At 37.9% G+C, this 18,709-nt stretch carries 26 protein-coding genes and 2 pseudogenes; 16 read left to right on the top strand and 12 right to left on the bottom strand.

Annotated elements, in window-relative coordinates; translation table 11 throughout:
* Window positions 1-189: 189 nt before the first annotated feature.
* Window positions 190-447 carry a hypothetical protein gene (locus MKP09_RS21285; protein WP_240832276.1) on the top strand — a complete coding sequence of 86 codons (258 nt, stop codon included), beginning with the start codon at window positions 190-192 and terminating at the stop codon, window positions 445-447.
* Window positions 425-760 (top strand): hypothetical protein, encoded by a 336-nt coding sequence (locus MKP09_RS21280; RefSeq protein ID WP_240832275.1) that lies wholly within the window; start codon window positions 425-427, stop codon window positions 758-760. Before MKP09_RS21285 ends, MKP09_RS21280 begins: the two co-directional genes overlap by 23 nt.
* 29 nt (window positions 761-789) lie before the next feature.
* On the opposite strand, the gene MKP09_RS21275 is transcribed toward MKP09_RS21280, so the two are convergent.
* The 4 genes and pseudogenes from MKP09_RS21275 to MKP09_RS28430 all read right to left on the bottom strand — a co-directional run bounded on the left by MKP09_RS21275 (window position 790) and on the right by MKP09_RS28430 (window position 3,339).
* Window positions 790-1,113, bottom strand: a complete 324-nt coding sequence (locus tag MKP09_RS21275; protein ID WP_240832274.1) for a hypothetical protein — start codon at window positions 1,111-1,113, stop codon at window positions 790-792.
* Between the two features lie 328 nt (window positions 1,114-1,441).
* Window positions 1,442-1,663 (bottom strand): hypothetical protein, encoded by a 222-nt coding sequence (locus tag MKP09_RS21270; RefSeq protein ID WP_240832273.1) that lies wholly within the window; start codon window positions 1,661-1,663, stop codon window positions 1,442-1,444.
* Window positions 1,664-1,665: 2 nt separating this feature from the next.
* Window positions 1,666-2,037, bottom strand: coding sequence for a tetratricopeptide repeat protein (locus tag MKP09_RS21265; protein WP_240832272.1), 372 nt, complete (start codon window positions 2,035-2,037; stop codon window positions 1,666-1,668).
* A 1-nt stretch (window position 2,038) separates the two neighbouring features.
* Window positions 2,039-3,339, bottom strand: a pseudogene (locus tag MKP09_RS28430) (AAA family ATPase).
* 296 nt (window positions 3,340-3,635) lie between these two features.
* Here MKP09_RS28430 and MKP09_RS26815 point away from each other — a divergent pair.
* The 5 genes and pseudogenes from MKP09_RS26815 (at window position 3,636) to MKP09_RS21235 (ending at window position 6,346) form a co-directional block, all read left to right on the top strand.
* Window positions 3,636-4,177, top strand: a pseudogene (locus MKP09_RS26815) (MFS transporter).
* Window positions 4,178-4,247: 70 nt separating this feature from the next.
* Entirely contained in the window at window positions 4,248-4,790 is a 543-nt protein-coding gene (locus MKP09_RS21250) for an MFS transporter (protein ID WP_262915558.1), read from the top strand.
* 128 nt (window positions 4,791-4,918) lie between these two features.
* Window positions 4,919-5,146 (top strand): hypothetical protein, encoded by a 228-nt coding sequence (locus MKP09_RS21245; RefSeq protein ID WP_240832271.1) that lies wholly within the window; start codon window positions 4,919-4,921, stop codon window positions 5,144-5,146.
* A gap of 10 nt (window positions 5,147-5,156) precedes the next feature.
* Window positions 5,157-5,492: a type II toxin-antitoxin system RelE/ParE family toxin gene (locus MKP09_RS21240; protein ID WP_240832270.1), complete on the top strand. Its 336-nt coding sequence runs from the start codon at window positions 5,157-5,159 to the stop codon at window positions 5,490-5,492.
* Window positions 5,489-6,346, top strand: coding sequence for an MBL fold metallo-hydrolase (locus MKP09_RS21235; RefSeq protein ID WP_240832269.1), 858 nt, complete (start codon window positions 5,489-5,491; stop codon window positions 6,344-6,346). The genes MKP09_RS21240 and MKP09_RS21235 overlap by 4 nt, the downstream gene beginning before the upstream one ends.
* 45 nt (window positions 6,347-6,391) lie before the next feature.
* On the opposite strand, the gene MKP09_RS21230 is transcribed toward MKP09_RS21235, so the two are convergent.
* The 6 genes from MKP09_RS21230 to MKP09_RS21205 form a co-directional block, all read right to left on the bottom strand.
* Entirely contained in the window at window positions 6,392-6,904 is a 513-nt protein-coding gene (locus MKP09_RS21230) for a DUF2911 domain-containing protein (protein WP_240832268.1), read from the bottom strand.
* A 110-nt stretch (window positions 6,905-7,014) separates the two neighbouring features.
* Window positions 7,015-7,341 carry a YceI family protein gene (locus MKP09_RS21225; protein WP_240833349.1) on the bottom strand — a complete coding sequence of 109 codons (327 nt, stop codon included), beginning with the start codon at window positions 7,339-7,341 and terminating at the stop codon, window positions 7,015-7,017.
* Window positions 7,248-7,673 (bottom strand): hypothetical protein, encoded by a 426-nt coding sequence (locus MKP09_RS21220; protein WP_240832267.1) that lies wholly within the window; start codon window positions 7,671-7,673, stop codon window positions 7,248-7,250. Before MKP09_RS21220 ends, MKP09_RS21225 begins: the two co-directional genes overlap by 94 nt.
* Before the next feature lie 411 nt (window positions 7,674-8,084).
* Complete coding sequence (locus MKP09_RS21215) at window positions 8,085-8,411, bottom strand: CHY zinc finger protein (protein ID WP_240832266.1); 327 nt, start codon at window positions 8,409-8,411, stop codon at window positions 8,085-8,087.
* Between the two features lie 9 nt (window positions 8,412-8,420).
* The gene (locus MKP09_RS21210; RefSeq protein WP_240832265.1) at window positions 8,421-10,133 is read right to left on the bottom strand and encodes a M3 family oligoendopeptidase; all 1,713 of its coding nucleotides are present in this window, start codon (window positions 10,131-10,133) and stop codon (window positions 8,421-8,423) included.
* A 106-nt stretch (window positions 10,134-10,239) separates the two neighbouring features.
* On the bottom strand, window positions 10,240-10,851 hold the full coding sequence (locus tag MKP09_RS21205; RefSeq protein WP_240832264.1) for a DUF5606 family protein: 612 nt from the start codon (window positions 10,849-10,851) through the stop codon (window positions 10,240-10,242).
* Between the two features lie 273 nt (window positions 10,852-11,124).
* Between MKP09_RS21205 and MKP09_RS21200 the strand changes: the two genes are divergently transcribed.
* The 8 genes from MKP09_RS21200 to MKP09_RS21170 all read left to right on the top strand — a co-directional run bounded on the left by MKP09_RS21200 (window position 11,125) and on the right by MKP09_RS21170 (window position 16,037).
* Complete coding sequence (locus MKP09_RS21200; RefSeq protein WP_240832263.1) at window positions 11,125-11,463, top strand: carboxypeptidase regulatory-like domain-containing protein; 339 nt, start codon at window positions 11,125-11,127, stop codon at window positions 11,461-11,463.
* A 35-nt stretch (window positions 11,464-11,498) separates the two neighbouring features.
* Complete coding sequence (locus MKP09_RS21195; protein WP_240832262.1) at window positions 11,499-12,938, top strand: outer membrane beta-barrel protein; 1,440 nt, start codon at window positions 11,499-11,501, stop codon at window positions 12,936-12,938.
* Complete coding sequence (locus MKP09_RS21190; RefSeq protein ID WP_240832261.1) at window positions 12,935-13,984, top strand: outer membrane beta-barrel protein; 1,050 nt, start codon at window positions 12,935-12,937, stop codon at window positions 13,982-13,984. Before MKP09_RS21195 ends, MKP09_RS21190 begins: the two co-directional genes overlap by 4 nt.
* Before the next feature lie 73 nt (window positions 13,985-14,057).
* Window positions 14,058-14,381 carry an RNA polymerase sigma factor gene (locus MKP09_RS26810; RefSeq protein ID WP_262915557.1) on the top strand — a complete coding sequence of 108 codons (324 nt, stop codon included), beginning with the start codon at window positions 14,058-14,060 and terminating at the stop codon, window positions 14,379-14,381.
* A 32-nt stretch (window positions 14,382-14,413) separates the two neighbouring features.
* Complete coding sequence (locus tag MKP09_RS26805; RefSeq protein ID WP_262915556.1) at window positions 14,414-14,614, top strand: RNA polymerase sigma factor; 201 nt, start codon at window positions 14,414-14,416, stop codon at window positions 14,612-14,614.
* A gap of 151 nt (window positions 14,615-14,765) precedes the next feature.
* Complete coding sequence (locus MKP09_RS21180; protein WP_240832260.1) at window positions 14,766-15,086, top strand: hypothetical protein; 321 nt, start codon at window positions 14,766-14,768, stop codon at window positions 15,084-15,086.
* A gap of 237 nt (window positions 15,087-15,323) precedes the next feature.
* Window positions 15,324-15,584 (top strand): hypothetical protein, encoded by a 261-nt coding sequence (locus tag MKP09_RS21175; protein WP_240832259.1) that lies wholly within the window; start codon window positions 15,324-15,326, stop codon window positions 15,582-15,584.
* Window positions 15,585-15,641: 57 nt separating this feature from the next.
* Window positions 15,642-16,037 (top strand): hypothetical protein, encoded by a 396-nt coding sequence (locus MKP09_RS21170; RefSeq protein ID WP_240832258.1) that lies wholly within the window; start codon window positions 15,642-15,644, stop codon window positions 16,035-16,037.
* Window positions 16,038-16,079: 42 nt separating this feature from the next.
* Here MKP09_RS21170 and MKP09_RS21165 read toward each other — a convergent pair whose 3' ends face one another.
* Both MKP09_RS21165 and MKP09_RS21160 read right to left on the bottom strand, forming a co-directional pair.
* On the bottom strand, window positions 16,080-16,595 hold the full coding sequence (locus tag MKP09_RS21165) for a hypothetical protein (RefSeq protein ID WP_240832257.1): 516 nt from the start codon (window positions 16,593-16,595) through the stop codon (window positions 16,080-16,082).
* A 38-nt stretch (window positions 16,596-16,633) separates the two neighbouring features.
* On the bottom strand, window positions 16,634-16,951 hold the full coding sequence (locus MKP09_RS21160; RefSeq protein ID WP_240832256.1) for a hypothetical protein: 318 nt from the start codon (window positions 16,949-16,951) through the stop codon (window positions 16,634-16,636).
* Between the two features lie 467 nt (window positions 16,952-17,418).
* Between MKP09_RS21160 and MKP09_RS21155 the strand changes: the two genes are divergently transcribed.
* Window positions 17,419-18,615: a hypothetical protein gene (locus tag MKP09_RS21155; RefSeq protein WP_240832255.1), complete on the top strand. Its 1,197-nt coding sequence runs from the start codon at window positions 17,419-17,421 to the stop codon at window positions 18,613-18,615.
* Window positions 18,616-18,709: the final 94 nt, after the last annotated feature.

Here is an 18,709-nt window from a genome sequence, read left to right as displayed (position 1 = left end):
ATTGTGGCCATTATTGCCATTAAGTTTTTCATTAATTATTTGAAAAATATGGCTTTAAAATTTTTGGCTGGTACAGAATTATAGTAGGTATTGTTTTACTGCTTCTGATTTACAGAGGTGTGATTGGATAAAGCGTTCCTCCGTCCGATAAAAATAATCGCAGCAAAGCTGCAACAAAAAAATATACGGATGAAAATATTGTTACCCTTTTTGCTTTTAATGGTGATGATTGGCTGCAAGCCGAAGCAACAAAATGCAGAGCAGACAGATAAAGACAGCCTTCCTGTTTTGCAGCAAACACCTTCAGACAGCGCACATATCATTCAAAATATAAAGAACAGTTATACAAAAATCAATAATGACAGTTTGCCTCAAAAGTCCTTTCACTGGGAAAATGATACAACCTGTGCCGCACCACCCATGGTTGGTACCGTTACTTTTTTATAGTAACGATGCAATAGTAAAAGTTCTTAACGTAGGCGCAGAAGATCACGGATCGTGGAAAGAGGAATATTATTTTGATAACGGCGATTTGATATTCATTTATCAAAATAATACTTACGGCGGAGCAGTAAATCCTGATGAATTCTCCTATCAGAATCGGTACTATTTACATAAAGGAAGATTGCTCAAATCGATAGAAAGTAATAAGGACATGCATCTAAACGAGTCTGATATTAAGGAACTGGCAAAGACAGCATTCAAATTGTTGAAAGCTAAAAATAGCAGCGAAATGGCACGGATTTTTTCCTGTGGATAAGGATATTAGAATGTGCCTTTAGACATACTCTAATTGTCTGCATTTATTAGCTGATAATTAGCAACCCATTGAAATGCAAAAAAGCCAACACCAAACAAGATTAAGAATCCGTTCAAAAATGTGCCTTCGGTGAGGGATGTTATCACCCCAATTATTCCTACCATTGCAAGGCCAATAGTATAATAGAACAGCAATTTGGGAGTTTTTGTTTCTTCGAACATTACACCTAACGGCGCCATCATGATAAACCCAAATGCAGCAGGGGCTAAAAATCTGGGGTCTCTCATAAGAAAATAAGATGCCACTCCGATTAGCATGATGAAGCAGCTTATGGCTACAAAATTTGAACTCATTTTTTCTTTTGGGTTCAACAAATAGCGGCCATACCTGTTAAGTCGTAAAAAAGGTTACTAATGGGGGTTATAACCCATGTTGAAAACGCAAATATTGATAATACAATAATAACGGGGATCAGAAAAGGTCTGAATGACTCATTGTTTTTGGCCAATGTGCTTAATCCCCTGGTTGCTATATACAGGCCTATAATTACGCCCCACTGATAGTTGGACGTAAGTTTGCTCATGAAGAAAGCATATTTCAAAAATAGTCTGTAAAATAAATTTTTAGCCTTTATTGCCTCCAACATCCCTGCCTGCGCATATTCATAATTGGGATTTATTTTTAAAGATTCTTCAAAATGTTGTAAGGATTTTTTGCGTTTCCATTTTCCAGCAAGCCCCAGCCATAATTTGCATGTGTATAGGCGTTATTAGGATCGTTTCGCAAAGCGCCTTCAATTGTTTCAAAAGACTCCTCTTTCCTGTTCAATTTTACAAGCGCAGAACTTCTCATGTTTAGGCCAAGCAAATTCTCTGCATCAATCTCCAGCGCTTTATCTGCCATGCTTAGCGCCAGAGTATATTTTTTCTGATAAGTTTTATCTGTGCAAAAAAAGCAAAGTAGTCCGCATCGTTTGGGTTTAAACTTATAGCTTGCTCTATATTTTTCTCGGCTTCATCATATAATTTTTCCTCAGCTGCAATCCTGGATTTTAGAAAAAATACCTCAGGTTCATCAGGAGCCAGACTTGTAAGATGAAATGCAATACTTCTTGCTTCATCAAACTTATCCTGCTGGTAATTCGTTTCACCCAGTAGCAGCAGGTAGGTAATATTGTTTGTATCTGTAGTGAGCAGATTACGCAGCACTTGCTCCGCCTCCGGATATCGGTTTTGCTGCATTAATATTTCTACTCTGGTCAATGCATTGTCTGCCATACTATTTCTTGATTTTTAAATAGGCTAATATATCATCGTACAATCCCGCGTCATTTGCAAACAGTGCAAAGTTTTTAGCAGTTGCAAACCACTCTTGTGTGCTTGGTTTATGTTTTTTAATTGCAGTAATTAAATCTTTTGTTTGAAGAGGTTTAGGAACACCATCCATAAAAGCTGATTCTAGCTTGTCCTCAATAGCAAGATCAATAATGGCATCTATGTCAGCACCTGAATAATTATTTGTTTTAACAGCCAGTTGTCTGTAATCAATATTTTCAACTGGTTTATTACGCAATTTTAATCTTAAAATGGCTTCTCTGCTGTTCTCATCGGGTGGCGGTACAAATATGATTCTGTCAAATCTGCCCGGTCGCCTAAATGCAGGGTCTAAATTCCATGGAGTATTGGTCGCTCCAAGTATTAATACGCCATCATTTTCATTTCCTACTCCATCTAACTCTTGAAGAAACTGATTAATAAGGTGCCTGCCGCTAGATTGCTTCATATCGCTACGGCTAGCGCCCAACGCATCTATTTCGTCGATGAACATTACGCAAGGCTTATTTGAACGGCTAATCTCAAAAACTTCATGCAGGTTTTTTCACTACTACCAATCCACATATCAAGGATGTCGTTCAATCCAACATTAATAAACTTTGCATTTATCTGTCCCGCTGTGGCTTTTGCCAAAAAAGTTTTGCCACAACCTGGAGGTCCGTACAACAAAATACCTCCGCCGGCTTTTTTGCCATAAGCTTTGTACAAATCAGGATGAAGCGCAGGTTTAATAATCTTTAAGTCGATCTCCTTTTTTATCTGTTCCATTCCTCCTACATCTTCAAACTTTACTGTAGGCTTTTCCAAAAAGCGATCATCTTGCATTTCATCATCATCATCGATCTCCACTGTTGTATTTACTCTAAGCCTTCCATCTAGCTCTTCATCATAATAACCGGGATCTATAGCCAACACCAAAGCATAAATGTCTATTGCTTTAGAAGTTTCATTTTCTTTGAGCAATCCTTTGGCATAAAGTATTAATAGCTCAATATTGTTACTATTGGTTGTCAATAATTCTTCCAATATCACATTACATGCGGAGTATTTGTCTTTCTTGTAAAAAACAGTAGCCAATCCTATTTTGGCCTTTACTGTGGAAGTCGTTCTAACTAAAATATGGTAGTGCTCTTCAGCTTCGTCAAGTTTGTCTAATGCCAAAAGGTTTTCAGCCAATAGCGTGCGTAAGAGAGCATTTTCAGGGGATAGTTGAAGTGCCTCTTTTAATCCTTCTATCGTATTCATTTAATAGGAAGCAGTTGCCAGTTTTGTAAAGAAAAAATTAATTATTATCAAATATAATAACATTCCATTTGTTAGTATAATATTGCTCATTAAAAAGATAATTCACCTTATTTTTCCTCCTGAATAACTCTATCTTTGAAGTAACATCTTATCATGACGCAACAAACTGCCCCAAAAAAGATTACTAACGGATGGGCCATGTACGATTGGGCCAATAGTGTTTACAACCTGGTAATTACCACCACTTTTTTCCGATCTATTTTTTGGCGGTAACCGACAACGGCGTTGATCATCATGTGCAATTTTTGGGCCGCCAGTTTGTTAATTCATCTCTGTACGATTATATCTTAGCTGCATCCTATCTACTGATCGCCATTTCATATCCTGTTCTTACATCTATCGCGGACACGCGTGGGAATAAGAAAAACTTCATGCGATTTTTTTGTTACATGGGTGCCATTGGTTGCAGTGCTTTATTTTTTTCAAATCAGATACATTAGGCCTGGGCGTTATTGCATTTATGCTGGCAGCTATGGGATACGTTGGCAGTCTTGTGTTTTACAATGCTTATTTGCCAGAAATAGCGGCTCCTAAAGATCAGGACAGAATAAGCGCCAGAGGTTATTCGTTTGGATATATTGGTAGCGTCATCATGCAGATCGTAGGCTTTGTTTTGGTAATGTTTATGGACGATCAGGGATTGGCCACACGCATCACTTTCTTAGTTGTAGGCATCTGGTGGTTTTCCTTTGCGCAGATAACATTTGCGAGGCTTCCGCAATCGAATTCCAAAGAAAAAAAGGCGGCAATGTTTTTCAGGATGGCTTTGTGGAGATAAAGAAAGTGTATAATCAGGTAAAAAACATGCCGGTGCTAAAGCGCTTTTTAAGAGGTTTCTTTTTTACAGCATGGGCGTACAAACCGTAATGTTGGCAGCAACAATTTTCGGCAGTAAATTATTAAAACTGCCTGATACAAACCTGATCATAACGGTTGTTATAATTCAATTGGTGGCCATTTTAGGAGCATGGGGCATGTCAAGGCTTTCTACCAGATTCGGTAATATAAAAGTGCTGATGGGTGTTATTTTATTTTGGATCATCATCTGCGTGCTGGCTTACTATACTGCTGAGATTGCTGAAAGTGGTGCCAGCGCTGAATATTATTTTTATGGCCTGGCCGTTTTAGTGGGCCTGGTTATGGGTGGCATTCAGGCGCTTAGCCGTTCCACTTATTCAAAGCTGATGCCGCCAACAAAAGATACTGCTTCTTTTTTCAGCTATTATGATTTTACCGAAAAAATTGCAATCGTCATCGGTATTTTTACTTTCGGATATATTGAAGAATTAACGGGAAGTATGAAAAATTCGGTATTATCGCTGATTGTATTTTTCGCCATAGGTTTTGGCTGGTTGTATTCAGCTTTGCATAAAGCACGTCAGGTACAATAATTTTTATGAGCCCAACTGTAGAACAAATGGCATCTTCGTTGCGTCGCACTCTTCATCGTCCCAATTATATAGCATCATCTTTTAACGCCGCCAAATAGAGAACAAAAATAATTTTGTATTTTTAAGTTATGGAAACGATTCTTATAAAACCTAAAAACAAAGAAGAGTTTGATCTGGTAAGTGCGCTGATGAAGCGGATGAACATTCGCAGCATTGTTCAGAAAAAACCAGCAAAGCTCACCAAAAAAGAACAGGAATTTTTAGACAGCTTTCCTCAAAGATTTAAAGAAATGCAGGATGATATTGACGGGAAAGTTAAGTTGAGGTCTTGGGACGAAGTTTATAAAGAATTATAAATCAAAATCCATGTCGCTTACTATTATTCCTGCCGCATCTTTTTTACGTGATTTAAAACAGCTTTCTAAAAAATGTCCTTCATTAAAGGAGGATGTGAATAAACTTGCAAAGCAACTAAAAACCGACCCTGAAACAGGAGTTGCGCTTGGCAAAGATTGCTACAAAATAAGGCTTGCCATAAAATCAAAAGGAAAAGGAAAAAGCGGCGGCGCCAGGGTAATTACCTGCGTAAAGATTATACAATCGACAGTTTATCTTTTAAGTATTTACGACAAAGCCGGTTTTGAAAATATTTCCGACACAGCATTGCAACAACGTTTAAACGAAATTTCTGAAAACCTGTGAACCTATATTCCATCAACCACGGACATTTTAAATTAGATGGCGGCGCTATGTTTGGCGTGGTTCCTAAAAGCATTTGGAACGGACTAAACCCCGCTGATGAAAACAATATGTGTAGTTGGGCGTTACGATCTTTATTAATTGAAGATGACGGCCGACTGATTCTTGTAGATACTGGCATGGGCGACAAGCAAAGCGATAAATTTTTCGGATACTACTATTTGCATGGTGATGATACTTTGGATAAAAGTCTTGCTGCACACGGATTTCACAGAGATGATATTACAGATATTTTTCTTACCCATTTACATTTCGATCATTGCGGTGGAGCTATTAAAAAAGAGCGCGACAAACTGGTTCCAGCATTCAAAAATGCAGTTTACTGGAGCAATGAAGATCACTGGAAATGGGCTACAGAACCGAATCCCAGAGAAAAGGCATCTTTTTTAAAAGAGAATATTTTGCCGATACAAGAAAGCGGCAGATTGAATTTTATAGGTGACAGAAAGAAAGAAACTAACTTTCTTGATGCTGCAGATTTTACCACTTTTATGCAAATTCGCTTTGCAGATGGACATACGGATGCGATGATGTTGCCACAGTTGAAGTACAAGGAAAGAACAATTATTTATATGGCCGACTTGCTACCTTCTGTTGGTCATATTCCGTTGCCTTATGTAATGGCTTACGACACAAGGCCACTGATCACAATGACAGAAAAGGAGACTTTCTTAAAAGAAGCAATAGAAAAAGAGTATATATTTTTTGAACACGATCCTGTAAACGAATGCTGCACCTTACAACAAACGGAAAAAGGCATTCGTGTAAAAGACATCTTCAAATTGACAGACATATAAAAAGCCGTTTCTCGCGAAACGGCTTTTTCCTGATAAGTTGTGTTTTTATTTAACTGTAAAACTCACTTTGTTATCGCCCCAAAGAAGCGTTACAACGCCATCTTCACCAGCAGTAATATTCAATTTTTCTGAAGCTGCTGCTGCTTTTTCAGAAGTTACATTAATGCGTAATGCATCTTCTGCTTCTTTGTATTTAAAAGCACCCCAGGTATCCCATGTTTTGTTGAAAATAACCGTCCATGTTTTACCATCAACAAGAGTGAAAAGAGCGTATTTGCCAGCTGGCAATCCCTTACCTTCTACTGTTACATCTTTGCTTACTTCAAATACGGTTGCTTTATTAGCACCGGTACGCCACACCTGGCCGGGCAATGGTTCAAGGTCTTTGCCAATAGTCCTTCCTTTTACAGAAGGCTGGCTATAAGTTATCGTCACCACAGCTCCGCTCGCCAGTTCGGCTTTTGTAGTTGCTGGCGGACTTTTAGGTGCCGGTTTATCTTGTGCATTCACAAAAAGAATGGTAATCAAACTTAGTGATAACAGTAAAAATTTCTTCATTATATGCTTTTTTAATTTGTATAACGTTTGTGATCAGGTTATAGGATTTGCAAATAGCCTGCCAATTAGAAACGAAAATACAAGGCTTTTATTATACTGCTCGTTTAGAATTATTTAGATGCAGTAATAGTAAAGCTGATATTCACTTCAGGCCTGATGAATTTATCTCCCAAAGACTGGTCACTGTTGTAAATTAAACCCCAATCTGTACGATTGATGTTAAAATTAGCCCTGGCAGTAACAATTGAAGGTGTTACTGTAATGGCTGCAGGAAAAGAAACATTTTTCGTAACTCCTTTTAATGTAAGGTTTCCTTTTATGGTGTTAGTAGCGCCATCCAAAATTATTTTATTGGTGCTATCCGCAACATATTCTTCAACTGCAGTAACCTCGAAAGTGGCAGTTGGATGATTGGCTGCGTCAAAAAGTCGGGAGATAACAAATGCCCTTTCAATTTGTATGCTCCGGCTGTGTCCTTGTCAGTTATTTTCAGGCTATTGATGTCAAATGTCAATTTGCCGCCGGTCAAAACCGCATCATTTTTTACAAAAAACTGGCCCTCAGATACATTAAAAGTTCCTTGGTGCTGGCCTACTGGTTTAGTACCGATAAACTGAGCAACCTGCGTAGAATCTACTTTATAAGCTTCCCCTTCCGTAGCAGCAGCCTCTTTTTGTTCTTCAGTTTTCGCCTCGTCGGCCTTTGGGGCTGAGTTACAAGATGCAAAAGCGATTGCAGCAGCTAATGATAGTGATAGTATTTTTTTCATGTGTTTTATTTTTTTATTGATTTTTAATTGTCACATGGAATGCCTTTAGCAAATATCTGAAAAGAGATATATACAAACCTGGCATTTCATAAATAACTAGATTTTAAGTAGTTTGAAGATTTAGTTTACAACAAAGTGGTTTTAAAAAGGTTTAAGAAATGCATCAAATTTTAAGCCGAAGTTTTTAATTTAACTATCAACCGCATTTGTCACATTTTTAGAGTTATTTTTTAGAACAGGGCAGAAAGTGAGGCAACCAACCGCGGATTAGATTTCTATAAATTCCGACACATTATTTGCTTGTGGCTGCTTTCATCTCAAAATAAAGATGATAATGATTGCTACAACCAGGATTGAATGCTGCTTTGCAGTTAGGGCATTGGCTGTTGCTATGTAAGTATTCGTTTATCGTCATTTCGTGGTAACACATTCCACAAAGTACTGCTTTAGTATCAAATTCTTTTTTGGCCAAACGGCTGCTGCATGATCAGCCGTTTCATTATGACATTTAATACAAGGATAATATTCGTTGCAGCACTTCATTTTAATAGCAATCACATCTTCTTCAGAATGATAATGAATGCATCGTGTATGCTCATCAACAACTGGCCCTTTTACTTCTATCGAACTCAACCCTTGTAATTTATTATCTTGTTCAGTCGAATTTTTATCTCGATGGAATGTATCGCATCCTAACATTAGTATGATCAACAGAATGAAAAAGATCAGATTCTTCATTTTCACTTTTTACACTTTTCCCATTTCGTCCTTTACAAATTCCATCAACCCTTTTATATGTGCGGGTGAAAGATCAAACCTCAAACCTGCAGCCTCAAATAATTCCGGCAAAGTGCGTGTTCCGCCCAGGCTCAAAGCTTTGGTATAATTATTCAACGCTTGTTCTCTGTTCTTTTGAAACTGCTGCCAAAGTCCAATCGCGCCCAGTTGAGCGATGCCATATTCAATATAATAAAAAGGAACTTCAAACAAATGTAACTGGCGTTGCCAGCTAAAATCGCGATAGGCTTCCAATCCGGTTACATCCAGCGTGGGCGGCGTAAATTCAGTTAAAATACGTTGCCAGTTTTGCAGGCGCTCTTCGTGTGTATGATTTGGATTTTCATACACCCAGTGTTGGAATTTATCTATTGTAGCAATCCATGGGAATATTGTTAGCACCCGTTCTAATTGTAGCTCTTTCGCACGTTTTAATTCTTCTTCTTTTTCAAAAAAAACATTCCATTCGTTCATGCTAAAAAGTTCCATGCTCATACTGGCCACTTCAGCAAATTCTGTCGGATATTCTTTAAACCCTGTTAACGCAAGTGGATGAGACAGGAAAGAATGAATGGCATGGCCACCTTCGTGCACCATGGTAATCACATCATTTAGCGTGCCTGCAGCATTCATAAAAATAAACGGAGCGCCTGTTTCTGCCAGTGGGCAATTATAGCCACCGGGCGCCTTACCTTTTCTGCTTTCAAGATCCAGGCGTTTAAGCTGGTTCATTTTTTCAAGGCAATCTGCGAAAAAAGGATTCAAGGTTTTAAAACAATTAATTGTTTTTTGCAATAGCTCGCCACCAGTTTTAAACGGTTTCAGTGGCTCTATGCCTGCAGGTTCTGCATCTACATCCCAGGGACGAAAATCATCAACGCCCAGCTTGGCTTTCTTCTTCTTATAAATTTCATCAACAATGGGTAAAACATATTGCTTTACAGCTTCCTGAAATTGAAATGAATCTTCTTTTGTATAGTCGAACCTGCCCAATTCTACAAAACGATAATCCCGGTAATTGTCAAATCCGGCATTTAGCGCAACCTGATTTCTTTTGTACAGCAGTTGATCATAAAGATTATTCAATGCTTCTTTATCCTGCGATCTTCTTTCCGCAATTTTTCGATATACTTCTTCCCGGACAGCTCTGTTAGGATCCTCCAAAAATTTTGCAGCTTGTTGCAATGTATATTCTTTACCACCTACCTCTACGCTCATCTTGCCGCTAATTACGCCAAACTGCTGGGCTTCAACTGCCAGTTCAGATTGTAGCGGGATATTAGCTTCCCGGAAAAGATCAATATTCTTCCTTACATTTCTTAGATACGTAAAATAAGCAGGGTCTTTCAACTCATGTGCAAAGGGGTTTTCAACGAGTTTCCGGTTGAGCAAGTCCGAATAGGGTTGAACTTTAGGTTGAATCTCCATCATAAAATAATTGAAGGACTCAACCAGCTCGGCATTTTCGGTATCGCAGGTCATTTTGATCTGCCGCCAGCATGCGTCTTCACTTACTACCGCCTCCAACTCGCTAATGTCTTTGAGCCATTGCTCTAGCTTTTGAAAAGAATTAATATCACGTTTCAAAAGTTCTTTAAAATAAGGCTCTAGCGTGGGCCAATCAGTAACCTCAAAATTAGCTGGCAAAAATTGTCGTGGGGCGGGTTTTATATCTGCGGTCATAATTAAGTAGGAAAGTCGGAAGACCGAAAAGTCCGAAAGACAGGAAGATAACACACGGTATTACTTTCCGACTTACGGACTTCCAGACTTGCGAACTATTAAAAAATTATTCTGCTTTTTTCTTAGCTGCTGCTTTCTTTTTAGCTGGTGCCTTTTTCGGAGCGGCTTTCGGCTTTTCTTCTGTAGCAGCTGCTTCATCTGTTGCCGCCTCTGCTGTTTTATCGGAAGAAGCCTTTGCAGACTTTTTGGCGGCAGCCTTCTTTGGCTTTTCTGTTGCCGCTTCTTCAGTTGGCGCTTCAGCTACAACCTCTTCTTCATTTTCTTCTTCCGTTGGCTCCGATAATTTCAATTCTACATCGTTCTTCTTCAATATTTCGAACCATTTTACAATTTTCTTCATGTCGCTATTGTAAACACGGTCAAAGTCCATTTCCGGGTACACTTTCTGGAAATAAGCCTTTACAGCCTTGTCATCTTTAGCATCTGGCAATGCAGTGCTATCTTTCTCCATGGCGTTAAATACTTCTACCAGGTTCACATTATCTTCTGTAGTGTAAATTTCAATACTTTCAAGATGTGAAAACTGATGTATTCGCGTTGATGCAAACCTTGTTGATTTGTCCTGTAAAGAGCGCACAATGGCACCGTCTTTTTTACTGCTTACCAACTCATACAGGCCAGGCAAACCTGTAACCGCAACTAATTTATAGTACTCCATAACAAAAATGTTGAGTGGCGCAAGATAAATATTCTAGTTCACTTAAGTGATAAATTTTGAATATTTACGTTTAAAATGCTCATTAATTAAAAAAATAGCTATTTCTGGTAGATATAAGTTGCATTTGAATTGTAATTGTTGAACGAGCGAAGGAATACTATCTTTTGGGCGTCCAACAATGCTAATGGGAAATTTTATGAAGTTAGTCGGAGTTTTTTTTTTTTTCTTTTTTTAAGTATTGCAAGCCAGGCACAAACTATTAAAGGCACGTTGATGGACCCTATTGAGGGTATTGCGGTAAAAGGCGCAACAGTTCAGCTACTGAATCCTTCGGATAGCAGCACTTTAAAATCAACCGTCTCCGACTCTTCCGGTACATTTCTGTTTTCCAACATTTCTTTGGGTAATTACGTATTGAAAAGTACATCTATCGGTTTTGAGACATTGTTAAGATCGGTTGCATTGACCGACTCGATGCCATCAATAGATCTTGATGATGTGTATATACCAAAAAAAACAACCACGCTGGAAGGCGTTGTAGTTGTTGCATCGGCGCCGGCGTATCCCAAAAAGGAGATACAACTCAGTTCAGCGCCGGTCAATACAAAGTAAATCCGGATGCTACGGTAGAAGATCTTATCAAAAAAATGCCGGGAATTACTGTTGACAGAAGCGGATCAGTTACAGCCCAGGGAGAGCAGGTAAGAAAAGTGACCGTTGATGGGAAAGATTTTTTTGGGGATGATGCTACAATGGCGCTCAAAAATCTTCCTTCTGAGGTTGTAGATAAAATACAGGTTTTTGACCGTTTGAGCGACCAGGCACAGCTTACGGGGTTTGATGATGGCAATTCAGTTAAAGCGATCAATATCGTAACTAAAAGCCAGGTTACTAACGGACAATTCGGTCGAATTTATGCCGGGTATGGTACAGAAGATCGATACGCAGCAGGCGGAAATATTAGTTTTTTTAGTGGTGACAGGCGCGTGTCTTTTGTCGGAAATTTTAATAATATCAATCAGCAAAACTTTGCTTCGCAAGATCTGCTTGGACTTACCAGCAGTGGCGGCGGTCGCGGAGGTGGAGGTGGTAGCTACAGAGGCGGCGGCGGATCAGATAACTTTAGCGTAGGCATGGAGCCTGGTATTAGCAAAACCAATGCATTCGGGGTTAACTTCAGTGATAAATGGGGTAAAAAGAAAAATTTTGATGTAGCTGCAAGCTATTTTTTCAATAATTCAAATAATACTAACGAAACAAACAGGCTTAGCCAAACTCCTTTCACCACTGATAGCATAAGGTTTACAGGAAGCAATTCGTTTTCTAATTCTAATAATAATAATCATCGTTTTAACTTGAGGGCAGAATATAAAATAGATTCTAACAATACGATTTATATAATTCCCTCGATCAGTTTCCAGGATAATAATGCTGCATCATCCGGCTCTAATTATACATACAACCTTATAGGGAATGAAATAGACTCAATAAATAGTTCTATCAATCGATCCAATAGTAATCGCAACGGCTACAACATCAATAATAATATTATGTACCGCCACTCTTTTGCTAAAAGAGGCCGTACATTATCTTTAGGTTTTCAAACTGCTTTCAATAAAAATGCAGGTGAATCGTATAATTACAACGCATTAAAATATTACAAGGATGGAATAGTTACTGACTCGCTATTGGATCAATATAGAGATAATAATACCAATGGAAATCGTTATTCTGCCAGAGCAAATTATTCGGAACCCATTGGTAAAGAGGGGCAACTTGAGTTCGAATACGAATATGAGGTGCAGCATAATAAAGCAGACCAGCAAACCTATGCTAATGACGGTGGCGGGAACTATGATATTTTTCAGCCGTTGCAATCGAACAAATTCGACAATACAATTACTACAAACACGGCAGAAGTTGATTATCGCCTGGGCCGGTCCAGAGATAACCAATTTTCTATAGGGGTTGATTTTCAAAATTCGAAGCTGGAAGGTAATCGTATTTACCCTCCCGGAGCAACGCCAATTCGACAGCACTTCAACACGCTGCTTCCAAATATGCGATGGTCGAAAAAATTGGTTTGAATAGCAATTTTCGATTGTATTACCGGGCACGAACAGACTTTCCGTCGATCGATCAGTTACAGGATGTTTTAGATATCAGCAACCCTCTTAACGTAAGTGGCGGCAACCCACTTTTAAAGCAAGAATATACCCACTTTGGTTCGGCCAGATATTCATTTGTTAATAGAAAAACGGGGCATAGTTTTTTTGCTAACTTTTTCGGTCAAATGACCAATGATTACATAACGAATGCGGTATATTATTTAAATGCAGATTCAGTTATACAAAATATTGAGCTAAAAGAAGGATCGCAATTTTCAAAACCTATTAATCTTAACGGTTATAAGCAATTAAATGCGTTTCTTACCTATAGCTTTCCTTTCAATGCGATTAAGTCCAACTTAAACCTTAGCGGTGGATTTACATATGTAGACAGGCCCGGATCAATAAATAATCTCATTACTAAAACAACCAATAACGCGCTAAGTGGAGGTATTGTGTGGGCAAGTAACATAAGTGAATATGTAGATTTCAATCTTAATTATAACGCCAATTTTAATAATGCAAAAAGCGAATATCCAGATGAACTCGTGCTACAAAACTTAGTTCGAAATAGTAATACCAGGTACATCAATCAATCTGCAGGCGTATTTCTAAATCTTCTTTCTAAAAACGGCTGGTTCATGCAAAACGATGTAAGCAACCAGACTTATAGCGGCCTTTCAGAAGGTTTTAATACTTCTTATTGGTTGTGGAATGCCGCAATTGGTAAAAAATTCCTGAAAAATAAAGCGGGCGAATTGAAGCTGTCTGTGTTCGATCTTCTAAAACAAAATCAAAGTGTAAGCAGAAGCATTGGCGCTAATAATACAATTACCGATGAACAGAGCCGCGTATTGCAGCAATATTTTATGCTTACGTTCACCTACAGCCTAAGAAATTTTGGAAAAGGAAAAGCATCATCTTCCAATAATGAAGGTGGGGAAAAGAGAGAGTGGCGTGGCGGCCCTCCGGGCGGTGGAATGCCAGGTGGCAGTGGCCGTCCAGGCGGCGGACCAATGTTTTAATATGTTGTTGGCAAAAAATTCTAAAAAATGTAGTAATATCGCTGCCTGAATTTTTTGCAACAAACTAAAACTTTTGGTTAGCGAGGAAATACTTGTAGAACAGTTAAAGCAGGGAGACGAAGCCGCCTTTAAACACATTGTAGACACGTATCAAAACATGGTTTACAATACGTGTCTGGGTATTGTAAAGAGTGAAGAAGACGCAGAAGATTTAGCACAGGAAGTATTTGTTCAGGTTTACCAGTCGATCAATTCTTTTAAAGGTGAATCTAAATTTTCGACGTGGTTGTATCGCATCGCTACCACAAAATCGCTTGATCACGAGCGAAAAAGAAGCGAAAAAAGCGTTTTGGCTTTGTTAAAAGCATTTTTGGAGAGGATGCGCAGGTTGAAGTAAACCCTCCGGACTTTAATCATCCGGGAGTAGTTTTGGATAAAAAAGAAAATGCAGCCATATTATTTCGGGCAGTTGATAAACTTCCTGAAAATCAAAAAATTGCATTTATTTTAAGTAAAGTTGAAGGGCTTAGTTACCAGGAAATAAGCGAGATCATGCAGACGAGTATTTCAGCCATCGAATCGCTGTTACACCGGGCAAAAAATAACCTGAAAAAAATATTAGAAGGTTAAAAAAACTTATTTTACAAGAAAAATAAAAAAACAACGTCTAAAATAGTGTGAATAGTGCATGAGAAACCCATATTTTTAAATGGGTGTTTATTGCAGAGTTGCTAGGAAACCATTTAAAACGCGCCTGCCAAGGCAGGCATAAAACAAGCGGATGAAAAGATCCAACACAGAAATTGAAGACATTTTAAACAGCCTTGATGGTATTTCGCCTGCTAATGCACGACCATTTATGCACACACGTGTTATGGCGAAAATTAAGGAGGAAAATAATTTCTGGTCACGCAGTGTACAGTTTCTGGCAAAACCTGTAATTGCTTTTACATGCTTATCAACAATAGTAATTGCAAATATTTATACGGTCATCAATTCTGATTACGAAGAACAGGAAGCGTCTACTGTTGCATCAAACAGCATATCTGATGTATTACAAAATGATAATTATATTTTGGCAGTTGCCGACGTTAATCAATAATTAAAATGACCCAAAGCCGATCAACAAATAAAGTTCTGGTTTTCATTATCTTTCTACTTTTACTTACCAATATTTTGGTATTAGGTTATTTCTTATACTTCTGTAAACAAAAGCCAAAAAAGATAAGAATAAAGATAGTTTTGCGGCAATTTTACAAAAAGAGGTTGGCTTTACTGACGACCAGGCGGCAAGGTTTACTGAGCTTAAAAAAGCCATTGGGACTCGGCTAAGAATAAAATGGACAAGATCATTAGTATCAAGAATACCATTTTTGACCTGAGCAAACAGAAAAACACACCCGATTCAATAGTTGAAAAACTGGCTGATTCCATAGGAAGTTTACAAAAACAGGTAGAGATCAATGCTTTTCGCCACGTGGTGGAAACCCGAAAAATTTGTACTCCTGAACAAATGCCTGCTTATGACTCTCTTATGATAAAAATCATTAACAAAGGTAAAAGCCGGAAACCAGCTGCCAATTCACCAGCTGACAAATAAAGTCCCATTTGCAACTTTTGCGAGATTTTATCCTCTTTATATTAAAGTCTTTCAAAAATGAAAACCAAAGCATTCATTTTATTACTAAGTTTTACTCTTTTAAGTATTACCGAAACCTGGGCACAAAAGAGTTCCAAAGATGATATAAAAGCTAAAGTAGCTCATGTAGTTGAGCGATTAGACGAAGCTTTTAAACTTGAAAAAGACAAGAAAAGCACGATCGAGGGAATTTTCACCGATTTCTATTCGGAACAACAGAAGCTAAAAAATAATATTCAGCGACCTGCTTCTGGACTGGCACAAGGATTAGCCAGCCAGGATTTTCAAAGTGTACGGAAGAAGAATGAAGCCCTTATTGCAGAAAGAGAAAAACAACTCAAAAAAGAATTAACCGAAGATCAATATAAAAAATGGAAGGGAGAGATTGAACCTTCATTACATAAACGTAAATAGCTTCTGCTATTTTAGCGAAATCTTCGACTATCTAACATCCTGCTATTTAATGCTGTAAATCAGGATTTCATCAGTTCCTATATATGTTTCATGATCCTGCACCAGGGCAAGGTTATTACCATCAGCGCTCCACACAATTGCATGCAGTTCCTTTTGTGGTTTTTCTATTTTCGTCTTATCAAAATTTTTCAGATTTACAACAAAAGCTTCCATCGCTTGCGTAAAATAAACCATATATTTTCCATTTGGACTTAAGTATGCTTTATTATGCGTAAAGTTAAATGGCTTTTTTCCTATTAATTGGTTGCCTTTATATATGGCCAGATAATTAGTGTCTTCGGGCAAGAAATGCTGATCATCTAAAAAAAGCAATTCCTTTTTATCATTAAATGCAAATTTATACGTGAGATTGGTGAACCTTCGAACCCCGAAGTTCTGAATAGTATCATTTCCACTAACAAGTAAATGCAGGTATTCGCTCGCCATACCCGTTCCTGAATCAGCGGGGCTGTAGACAACATAGGCCAATTTATTATTGATGAGATATGTTTCCCCCACTAATTCATACAAACGGTACTTAATAGCGGCCTGCTGAACTAGCTTATTTTTTTGTTTGTAAGATTTACCTCACTAAGTGAAATGGCCGCTCCGTAGGGGCCATTTACTTTATCTCCAGCTTTGTAAACGAGGTTGAGAGAGTCAATAAAAAAAGGATCCAACAAATAATTGCCCAACGGTTTTGCAACTTCCTCAATTTTTTGAGTCGACTTATTGAAGATCTTAATGCTATTGCCTTTATACGATTCTGCATAAAGCTTGTCTTGCTTTTGCAACGGGTTAAGTTGAAAAGCATAAGCGATCCTGTTGTCGTTGGTGGAAAATGCAGGCGACCAGCCATAATCAAGCAATGACAATTTCTTTTTTGAAAGTTAAAAAGGCTGATTACCGGATCATATTGCCGCGCTTCAATGCCCGACTGAGGCAGGAAGTTGTTATCTACATCTTTTAAAAAATTTACAGACCCAAGTGTGCTATCTCTACCACTTAGCTGTCTTACAAAAGCCATTTCATCACCATTACGGGCCAAAACAGGGTTAAGTATATAATATCCGCGTTGGGACCAGGATGCTATTTTTTTAACCTTCGGCACCTGGCCGTATAATAAATTACCCGTAAAAATCAGAAGAATAATAAAGGAAACACACTTGCACTTAATCATAATCCAATGTCTGTCAATTTGTAGTTAAACGATTTTTTCACCGAAATATTATACTTAAGACGAAGCTTGCCAGGAAAAGTTTGACGCTAGGAAACATTTTACAATATCCAAAATTTAATATTAAATAATTGTTATGTTTTGTAACTTTATTAGCTAAACAAAATGAAAAAGATTGTATTTATATGGACCCTAATTTGCTGTGCAGTTTTAGCTAAATCACAGAGTAAACCAGATTTGGTTACTCTCAACTTTTATGGTGATACGGTGAAGTATGAACCTAATATTGATTCTTATATTCATTTTGATGACAATGACCGAAGTTCGGCTAATGTAACCAGGGTTCTTACCAAAATGGAAGAAGCTGATTTTACACCTGTTTTGCAAGTTTTGAACGATTACAAAACTAAGGAGCATCCCGACGATTGGATGTTTTACCAACTTGTACGCAAAATTGCTGAAAGCATGAGCCCTAAATCCTTGAATTACTGGCAATACACTTTATATAAGTTTTTCCTGATGTACAAGTCGGGTTACGAACCCACATTGGCGATAAATGATAGTAAAATTGTATTTTTTATACAGTCGAATGACAATGTGTATAATATGCTGTTTAGGCAAAGGAAAGGGAAAACCTATATATGTATCAACTACCATGATTATGCAGGAAAATTCGATTTTGAGAAGGAAAAGTTTGAAGAGCTTTATTTTTTAAATGACGATCAGGAACGAAAAGCATTCTCTTACCGCATTTCCAAATTGCCCCATTTTAATAAAAATGACTACGTTGTTAAAAAATTGAATTTCAGCCTGTACGAAAACGAATACTTTTTCAGGGTAAAGATAAATCCGGATGTAAAAACCATTTTTAAAAATTACCCGGTAGTAGATTATGAAATGCAATTAAATGCTCCGGTAAGCGAAGAAACAAAAGAATCGCTGCTTCCTTTGCTTTTCAAAGAAGTAAGAAAGTTATCACCAACTGAAGGGATTGATTATTTGATGCATTTTGTGCGATATGCCTTTCCCTACGAGCCTGATACTAAAATATACGGTGTTGACAAAAGACTAACTCCAGAACAAACTATTCTATCAGACAACAGCGATTGCGAAGACAGGGTTGCCTTGTTTTATTTTTTAATTAAGGAATTATACAATTTGCCGATGTTGATAGTGGCTTACCCCAATCATGTAACGGTTGCCGTAAAATTTGATAAACCTATTGGCGAAACCATATCCTACAATGGAGAACAGTACACTTTTTGCGAACCTACGCCACAAGAAGAAGAATTAAAACTTGGTGAAATACCCGTAAAGTACGCAAAGCAAAAGTCGGAAATAGTATATGCGTATGTTCCATGACAACTCTTAATATCTGCATATACGTTTACGATGCACAAAAAAGAGAGTGCCATTTAGAAACACTCTCTTTAAATATGATACCATTTTTATGGCT

The sequence above is a fragment of the Paraniabella ginsengisoli genome, from assembly GCF_022513635.1.
Lineage (GTDB): Bacteria > Bacteroidota > Bacteroidia > Chitinophagales > Chitinophagaceae > Niabella > Niabella ginsengisoli.
The sequence above is the reverse complement of the archived record's forward strand: the minus strand, read 5'-3'. Positions and strand labels throughout refer to the sequence as shown.

Bases quoted from the DNA above. Each gene is read 5' to 3' on its own strand.
- MKP09_RS21170 (WP_240832258.1), top strand. From the start codon at position 15,642: ATGAAAACCAAAGCATTCATTTTATTACTAAGTTTTACTCTTTTAAGT.
- MKP09_RS21220 (WP_240832267.1), bottom strand. From the start codon at position 7,673: ATGAAAAAAATACTATCACTATCATTAGCTGCTGCAATCGCTTTTGCA.
- MKP09_RS21230 (WP_240832268.1), bottom strand. From the start codon at position 6,904: ATGAAGAAATTTTTACTGTTATCACTAAGTTTGATTACCATTCTTTTT.
- MKP09_RS21175 (WP_240832259.1), top strand. From the start codon at position 15,324: ATGGACAAGATCATTAGTATCAAGAATACCATTTTTGACCTGAGCAAA.
- MKP09_RS21285 (WP_240832276.1), top strand. From the start codon at position 190: ATGAAAATATTGTTACCCTTTTTGCTTTTAATGGTGATGATTGGCTGC.
- MKP09_RS21205 (WP_240832264.1), bottom strand. From the start codon at position 10,851: ATGGAGTACTATAAATTAGTTGCGGTTACAGGTTTGCCTGGCCTGTAT.
- MKP09_RS21200 (WP_240832263.1), top strand. From the start codon at position 11,125: ATGGACCCTATTGAGGGTATTGCGGTAAAAGGCGCAACAGTTCAGCTA.
- MKP09_RS21270 (WP_240832273.1), bottom strand. From the start codon at position 1,663: ATGGCAGATAAAGCGCTGGAGATTGATGCAGAGAATTTGCTTGGCCTA.
- MKP09_RS21265 (WP_240832272.1), bottom strand. From the start codon at position 2,037: ATGGCAGACAATGCATTGACCAGAGTAGAAATATTAATGCAGCAAAAC.
- MKP09_RS21240 (WP_240832270.1), top strand. From the start codon at position 5,157: ATGTCGCTTACTATTATTCCTGCCGCATCTTTTTTACGTGATTTAAAA.
- MKP09_RS21245 (WP_240832271.1), top strand. From the start codon at position 4,919: ATGGAAACGATTCTTATAAAACCTAAAAACAAAGAAGAGTTTGATCTG.
- MKP09_RS21195 (WP_240832262.1), top strand. From the start codon at position 11,499: ATGCCGGGAATTACTGTTGACAGAAGCGGATCAGTTACAGCCCAGGGA.
- MKP09_RS21275 (WP_240832274.1), bottom strand. From the start codon at position 1,113: ATGAGTTCAAATTTTGTAGCCATAAGCTGCTTCATCATGCTAATCGGA.
- MKP09_RS21180 (WP_240832260.1), top strand. From the start codon at position 14,766: ATGAAAAGATCCAACACAGAAATTGAAGACATTTTAAACAGCCTTGAT.
- MKP09_RS21155 (WP_240832255.1), top strand. From the start codon at position 17,419: ATGAAAAAGATTGTATTTATATGGACCCTAATTTGCTGTGCAGTTTTA.
- MKP09_RS21215 (WP_240832266.1), bottom strand. From the start codon at position 8,411: ATGAAGAATCTGATCTTTTTCATTCTGTTGATCATACTAATGTTAGGA.
- MKP09_RS21250 (WP_262915558.1), top strand. From the start codon at position 4,248: ATGGGCGTACAAACCGTAATGTTGGCAGCAACAATTTTCGGCAGTAAA.
- MKP09_RS21210 (WP_240832265.1), bottom strand. From the start codon at position 10,133: ATGACCGCAGATATAAAACCCGCCCCACGACAATTTTTGCCAGCTAAT.